This window comes from Psychrobacter luti (assembly GCF_014192115.1).
In the GTDB taxonomy this organism is placed as follows: domain Bacteria; phylum Pseudomonadota; class Gammaproteobacteria; order Pseudomonadales; family Moraxellaceae; genus Psychrobacter; species Psychrobacter luti.
The window spans coordinates 1-7,018 of the sequence record NZ_JACHXL010000012.1; the positions used below are offsets into that span (position 1 = coordinate 1).

Consider the following 7,018-nt stretch of genomic DNA (forward strand, 5'->3'; position numbering starts at 1 on the left):
GAAAAAAAAACACGGTTCTGAAAGTTATTTGATAGAAGGTGGCGGCTTTAAAACCTCATCACAATATATGGAAGCATGGTGGAAAACCATAAGTGCGGACGGATCTTATGTTAAAACTAAAACAAATTTTTTCTGCAACAACGATGTATCCAAAGACATCTCTAACGCAGCCTACTCTGCCAACGGTACATATATAAGCTCTCCTCACGTAAGTAGTTTTGCAATTTCCACAATTCCAGATACATCGTTTTCTACAGTGTTTAGTTTCGTATGTAGATAAATAATTTTGCCCAGAACATTTAATTCAATAAAAAAGCCAAGCCAATTTATAAGCTTGGCTTTTTTATGGGGGTCAAGGGGGCGGTAGCCCCCTTTGCTAGCACACAGGAGAGAAGGTTGTAGCGAAGCGAAAAACGCCCCCTCTTGTGACTGCTGGCTTAAAAATATTGACATGAATTAATCGTTTGTCTGTACCTAAAATTATCATTAATGTGTATACCTATATTTTACTAACTGTCTATACCTACGTGGGAAGGGGTGACAGTATGAATAAAAGATCTGAAAATATGAACAAGGTTAATACCCTTCGCTCAGAAGTAACTAGGGCGATAATTGATTTGTTGGATGAACTTGAGGAAGGTACAGGGGGCGATTATCATGGTTTTGATGAGTGGTATATAAAAGAATCTATCATAATTAAAGGTCAATTAAACTCATATAGAGCGCAAAAGATTGCTCAGTTCTTAGGTAGAACTATCAGTAAGCAGAAACTATTAAAATATGCCAAGCCTAAAGGATATACATACTCTTTAACTAATCAGGATATTACTCGATGGCTAGAAGCTAATAAGGTTGGATTGCTTAAATATTCTACTTTTAATATAGAGGTAATGACAAATGGTCGAAAATCTAAGTAGTTGTCTGTTGTTTGTTTATCATTAATTAATAAGAAAAAGGTTTTTAATGTTTTTAATGTTTTTAAAAGCTTTTACGCCCTTTGTAGCCCTTGATGTTAAAGGCTTTAACAGCGTATAAAGCAACGTTTTACGACCCATAAAGCAACGTTTTACGACCCATAAAGCAACGTTTTACGACCCATAAAGCAACGTTTTACGACCCATAAAGCAACTTAATTATATATTTGTTGCTTTATATTTTTTTATGTATTAGTGTTGCTTACAGGATACAAGGGGTCGATATGAACAAACAGTTGGTTACTAAAGATAATTCTTTAATTGGCGCAAGTTATAGCTTAGGTGTGGTTGAGCAGAGGTTGATCTTCCTAGCCATTATTGAAGCTAGAGAACAAAAGACCCTGATAGAAGCTGGAGGATTATTACGGATTTACGCTCAAAGTTACGCGAAGCAATTTGATGTAGAAAAACATACGTCGTACGAAGCGATGAAAAGAGCTGTAGAGGGATTGTATGAAGCAGGTTTTGCCTACAGTAAGCTTGATGAACGGTCAGGGAAAATAGGGCATTATAAAAGTCGGTGGGTCGATAAGATTGGCTATATCGATGACTTAGGATGCGTTGAACTGGTTTTTGCGAGTGATGTAATACCGTTAATTACTAGGCTAGAAGCTAGATATACAGAATATGAATTGAAACAAGTCGTAGGTCTACAAAGTGAGTATGCTATAAGGCTCTATGAGCTAATTATCCAATGGCGTTCAGTGGGGAAAACTAACCCGATATCACTTATGGAATTACGAGAAAAGTTGGGATTAGTGGATGAATACAAGCGAATAGAAGCTTTTAAAAGAAGAGTGTTAGATCTAGCAGTTAAACAAATTAACGAGCATACTGATATTACAGTCGAATACGAACAGCATAAAAATGGCAGATTTATAACGGGCTTTACTTTCAGATTTAAGTTAAAAAAAGACAAGAAAAAGATAGTTGCCGAAGTAGCTGGTGATGACACTAATAATGATATGTACACTATTGAAGGATTAAACGATAAGCAACTAGGGCGTATTGCGCGTAATCCTAGTTTTTTGGCAGATTATAACCACCTAGTACAACCCAGTAGTGCAGCAGGTCAAGACTCAAAAGCATGGGAAATTGAGATGATAAAGCGTCTTAAGAAAGATCCTTTGCAGTTTAAAAAACGTCCTATTAGAGAGTACTTAGTTTATTAAAATTGGTGGTAAATAATAATTTGAGACCATCCTGAATCCTGTTTAACTGCTATTTATATTAAATACCTTCTGATGCGATCATCAATCCAAGCATCATTGCTAAATTTAAAGATCGAGCCAAATAAACTGGCGTTAACTACCAAGACATTATTAACGATGCGTTAGAATAGTATCTACTTGATCATTAGTGGCTACTTACTAGTTTAGCAGTGAATCTAGCACCATTAATAACTCTTTGAGCTTAGTTATCCTTACAAGCTGAGCCTGAAAAGAGGCAAGATGAATTGGCTGTCGCTCAAATATAAGGAAGCCTTTTTAGGAAAGCATTTGATTGTAAACTCAACAAAGATTTACATGTGTAGCTAAAGATCACTTATAATATCAAACCTTCGCTTTAACTAAAAAATATTGAACGGTTTCTTATAAAGGATACTCACAAATGAGTAATAGTTTTAATTTTTTAAATTATAAGTACAAAATTTTTAGTTTTAGTGGGCAGGTCGTTGCTGGGAATACTACAACTACAACTACAACTACAGTCACTAATAATAGAAGTTACTCAAACTCAGTTTCTTATAAAGATCTTTTTTTAGTTAACTCTAAGGGTGAAGAAAGACATTTTAGTTTCAATGACAATAATCTACCACCACTAAGACCAGGACATACACTTCAAATAATGTGGGTTATCAAGGAAGGTAAAGAAACAGGAAAATATGTATTAGTTCGTAATGTATCTTTAGACGACAACAGATTCCTTATACTTAATATGGATAAGACCGATAAAGGAATGGTAGCTATTGTTATGCTTTCACTAACATGGTTATTCTCTATTTTGGTGGTATTTGGTATTTTAAAATATATATATCTAGACCTAATGGATGGCATTCCTACAATGATGTCATGGATTGTCCCACTCTTTTTCTTAATTGGCTGTTTGACTATCAACCTTAGAATTAGTAAGAAATTTCGTAGAGAGCTTATTGAAAATTTATTAAAGCTTAGATTAATAAACTAGCTCATGAATACTTTCCCAAATTTTATCTAAGTAAGTTTTCAAGATCAAACGTGATTACACAGAATTTGGGATACTACATCAGAAGTCCCACCATCTTTTCTTCTTCTCAGTAATGGATTTGACTGTGCCGTCTTTTTCAGGCTGTGGTTCAACGCTGGGTTCAAATTGCTTAAACTCTAGCAGTCTCACTTGCGCAAAATCATGAATACTGGCGTTGGCTTTTTCCAGCGTCTTGTTTAGCTGACCAATCTGTTGTTGGTAATTCTCTATCAACTGCTTTTGATCACTGACCTGTTGCCGTAAGTGTTCATTCTTCAACTTCTCTAGCTCTAATTGGTGTTCAAGCGCTGTACAAGACTGTACAGTCTGAGTGTTCAAGTTCGTACTGTCAGGACTGTTCAGTGATTGTTCAGTACGTTTTTTGGAAACAGGCTCGCCAAATACTCGAAGCATCTCCGAAGTATCAATTTTCTTGTCTGCGGTTCTAGAAAGCTCGCCATCATTGACCTTCTGATAGATTGTTGTTCTTGATACGCCCCATTCTTTTGCCGCTTTTGTCACTGATATGATCATTGTTCACCTAGTGTTCAAGTACGTTTTTAGTGTCTGTACAATACGACTGTTCAGAACGTTCAGTGAACAACTATTGCATTAACCTTCCTATGAGGCAAATTCCCTGTTTAGAGCTCTTTATATTAACAATATAGATAATGCTTTCAAGTTAAAATTTTTAGGGTCGGCTACTTTAAAATATATCTGCTAATATACTATTATTGTTGGAACGGTGAAATAATAAAACAGTGAGGTATGTACTATGTCAGTTTTAAGAGATGCAATGGAACTAGGATATGGCATAGATCACTTTATGGTTACAGGAGAAGACTTTCCAAAAGATTGGGAAGATCCGGTCAAAAAGAGAAGGCATCATCAATTTGGACTCAATCCTTCATATAAAAAACCTAGCCGTGTTGAAAAACTTAATCTCCTTAAATCTCAGGGTGTTATTGATACTAAACAAGGTTGGCTTATAAGAAATAAAATTGTATGTGATAGTGAAAAAATTTATTGCTTTATAGGTAACGCGCAATATTACAACGAATATCAAACTAGTTTATTAAGTGAAGTTATAGATAAAAAACAGTCTGATATTGAAAATCAGATTGATGGTTTTTTTAACTATATTAAGGCAAGTGATATTTCCGAAGAAAAAGAGTTGGACTGTCTATTTGAGGGATTAGAAAGCCAAATCCTTACTGAGCTCAATGAGATCCGTAGTGTTTTACATAAAAAACGTATAGCTATATCACAAAAAGATTTTTGGGATTTTTAATTAAGGTCTAGGCCTATATGAAAGTCTATTATTTGAAGTACCCTCTAATATAGCTTCATGGTTATGTAGTTTCTGCTTACTCTTAATAGTAGTATTATCAAGCTCCAAAGGCTCAGGCGCTTTAATATCACCATATCGCTTTTGGTGATATGCTTTCTTCATCTCCATACCCTTTTCCCATGTCATTAAGTCTCGAATGCCACGAGAATCACTCACCCTTTCATAGTCTTCCTGCATGCTTTTGATAATCTCTGGGCGTTGGCTCAAACCCTTGAAACCATCTGCGTAGATAGCACCTTTTAGCCTGATATTTCTTTTCAAATCAGGACGAGAGATACTGATAGATTTTTCGGTGACTCGTTCTAACGTAAAACCCAAGCCTTTTAGAAAATACATCACACTGCTACGATCATTAAGCGTGTTCTCCTTCAAGCTATCTAGTAGTTGTCGGTCAATATCAGCTTTTATCGCCTGAAGACTTGGAGCATCTTCTACAACCTTATCTTCTTTCTTCTTCTTTGGGTCATACGGTGTGGGGCGTGGTGCATCAGTGACATAAGGATTTATCAGTCGCTTACGCTGTGGTTCATTAGGATCAGTCAACTCATACTCTTTATTGATGATGTTTTTGAAGGCGTTAACCCTTACTAAGTCTGACTGAGCATAGAATGGCTGCAAACTCTTACCACTTCTTAGCTCCTGGCAAGGAATAACAAAGTTTAACTCCAGCCGACCGCCTTTATCGCTATGCTCTACCCACAAAATATCGTACTGATCAGGCTCTAACCCTGTAAATAACGTATCCTCAAAACGCTGCATGATATCTTTTTTCTGCTCATCACTAAATTGGGTGGCATCTTCGGTAAAAGAGAGTACTCCTGACTTATACTTTTGCTGATAAGGCGTGGCATTAATAAGCTGCTCAGTGAGCTTAGGATCGCCGTAGAGCACTTTTGCGCCTTCTCTAGGCTTACCCTTAGTAACCAATAGATAATTAAGCGGTCCTGCCCCTGATCCCTTTCCTCTCCTAAAAAATTTGACGATCATGGCGTACCTCGCAAGTTATCGTCTAGCAATTTACCGATTAGACCTCTAATGACCTCGATCTCTTTCAGCACATTCTGATCAAGTTCTTTGTTGATATTGGCGTGTTTTGCAGTTTGATTAAGGTTTGAGCCAATACGACCCAATGCACGAACCAAGTCAGGATCAGCTTGCTTAATAGGAGCAGTACCTAGCCCTAAATTCCGTAGCCATCCTGCTAAGGTCATATCGATCTTGCGCTCATGTAACTTTTCCAGCTCATTGTCTGTGACGCGAATACTAATCTCACGTAAGCGCTTTTCAGGTCTACTATTTGCCATACTATAACTCTTGATAAAAGTAGCCTATTTTTAGGCAGATAACTGATATAGTTGTATTTCAATTAAAAAACAGACTAATGCTTATGAAGTCAGTATTTGTACTTTCGTTCTCACTTCTCATATTATCACTATCTTCTGTTGTAGAAGGAAGGGAGCCAACAACCTTCTCCTACGCTAAAGGAGATAGATTTATTGATGCAATGATACCGAATGCAGAAGATATAACTGAGAACTTTGCAAAGGCATACCCTGATATTGATCAAAGACTAGAGTATGTTTTTGATCAATTCTCTCCTATACAAATACTTGATAATGTTGGTCTAGTCAAAGCGAATAACGAAGTTAATAAATTAGGATACGTAAGAAAATATTGTGGGATTGTTATGAGCGCGAGCCTAATGAAAGATAGAAGCTCATTAAAACCCCCATTAGTTCAACTTGTCATGATGACTGCTCCCTTCTCTCCAATTCAAGTAACCTTACCATTTAGAAGCTCCAAAAATATGAAAATGGATAAAAAAACATTAGATTATTATTCTAATAAATATGGTGGTAAGGTAATTTGCGCCGATAAAATCATAGTAGGAAATTTAATCGAAGGGGGCATCAACTATATCCTTCCCCATAATTTTGACTCAGATAAAGATCTGATAGAAACCAATCATACAGATAAAGATTATATTCAAATATTTTAATTAAACGTTCAATGAATAACAGTTCTCTTTACTGGCAGAAGGATCATTTCATTGTCTTCATATTCTTAAACCTTGACAGATATCGATAAATCATCGGGCAAGTACGATGATAATCCTGTATTATATTGTTACTATATGTAAGATATCATTACGGAATTTTTTCAAAAACTAATTACTAATCTTCAGTATTTAGTAAAATTGGCAATATGCGTCATGAAACATAAGAGATAAGTATGAACAAATTTTTATTAATTTTACTACCAACCGTTATTCTATTGAGCAGCATATCTAGTAACGCAGCTAAAGCAGATGAATGGACTTTAGTTAGTTCATCAACTAGCGGTATTGATTATTATGTAAACACTCAATCTATGAAAAAAAAACACGGTTCTGAAAGTTATTTGATAGAAGGTGGCGGCTTTAAAACCTCATCACAATATATGGAAGCATGGTGGAAAACCATAAGTG

The 7,018-nt window shown here is 35.9% G+C and carries 10 protein-coding genes; 7 read left to right on the plus strand and 3 right to left on the minus strand.

The window, feature by feature from the left end; translation table 11 throughout:
- The 4 genes from FHS24_RS12365 to FHS24_RS12235 all read left to right on the plus strand — a co-directional run.
- A partial coding sequence (locus tag FHS24_RS12365) for a hypothetical protein (protein WP_221185070.1) occupies nt 1-280 on the plus strand: 280 nt, incomplete at its 5' end.
- A gap of 265 nt (nt 281-545) precedes the next feature.
- Nucleotides 546-917 (plus strand): hypothetical protein, encoded by a 372-nt coding sequence (locus tag FHS24_RS12225; RefSeq protein ID WP_183621397.1) that lies wholly within the window; start codon nt 546-548, stop codon nt 915-917.
- A gap of 281 nt (nt 918-1,198) precedes the next feature.
- On the plus strand, nt 1,199-2,146 hold the full coding sequence (repM, locus tag FHS24_RS12230; protein ID WP_183621398.1) for a replication initiation protein RepM: 948 nt from the start codon (nt 1,199-1,201) through the stop codon (nt 2,144-2,146).
- A gap of 439 nt (nt 2,147-2,585) precedes the next feature.
- Nucleotides 2,586-3,161, plus strand: a complete 576-nt coding sequence (locus FHS24_RS12235; RefSeq protein ID WP_183621399.1) for a hypothetical protein — start codon at nt 2,586-2,588, stop codon at nt 3,159-3,161.
- A 78-nt stretch (nt 3,162-3,239) separates the two neighbouring features.
- Here the strand turns inward: FHS24_RS12235 and FHS24_RS12240 are convergent, their stop codons facing one another.
- Complete coding sequence (locus FHS24_RS12240; RefSeq protein ID WP_183621400.1) at nt 3,240-3,734, minus strand: plasmid replication DNA-binding protein; 495 nt, start codon at nt 3,732-3,734, stop codon at nt 3,240-3,242.
- 241 nt (nt 3,735-3,975) lie between these two features.
- Between FHS24_RS12240 and FHS24_RS12245 the strand changes: the two genes are divergently transcribed.
- Nucleotides 3,976-4,491, plus strand: coding sequence for a hypothetical protein (locus FHS24_RS12245; RefSeq protein ID WP_183621401.1), 516 nt, complete (start codon nt 3,976-3,978; stop codon nt 4,489-4,491).
- Here FHS24_RS12245 and FHS24_RS12250 read toward each other — a convergent pair whose 3' ends face one another.
- Together FHS24_RS12250 and FHS24_RS12255 are read right to left on the minus strand one after the other, a co-directional pair.
- Nucleotides 4,492-5,538 carry a relaxase family protein gene (locus tag FHS24_RS12250; RefSeq protein ID WP_183621402.1) on the minus strand — a complete coding sequence of 349 codons (1,047 nt, stop codon included), beginning with the start codon at nt 5,536-5,538 and terminating at the stop codon, nt 4,492-4,494.
- Nucleotides 5,535-5,855 carry a plasmid mobilization protein gene (locus tag FHS24_RS12255; protein WP_183621403.1) on the minus strand — a complete coding sequence of 107 codons (321 nt, stop codon included), beginning with the start codon at nt 5,853-5,855 and terminating at the stop codon, nt 5,535-5,537. Before FHS24_RS12255 ends, FHS24_RS12250 begins: the two co-directional genes overlap by 4 nt.
- Before the next feature lie 83 nt (nt 5,856-5,938).
- Between FHS24_RS12255 and FHS24_RS12260 the strand changes: the two genes are divergently transcribed.
- On the plus strand, nt 5,939-6,550 hold the full coding sequence (locus FHS24_RS12260; RefSeq protein ID WP_183621404.1) for a hypothetical protein: 612 nt from the start codon (nt 5,939-5,941) through the stop codon (nt 6,548-6,550).
- A gap of 233 nt (nt 6,551-6,783) precedes the next feature.
- A partial coding sequence (locus FHS24_RS12265; RefSeq protein WP_183621405.1) for a hypothetical protein occupies nt 6,784-7,018 on the plus strand: 235 nt, incomplete at its 3' end.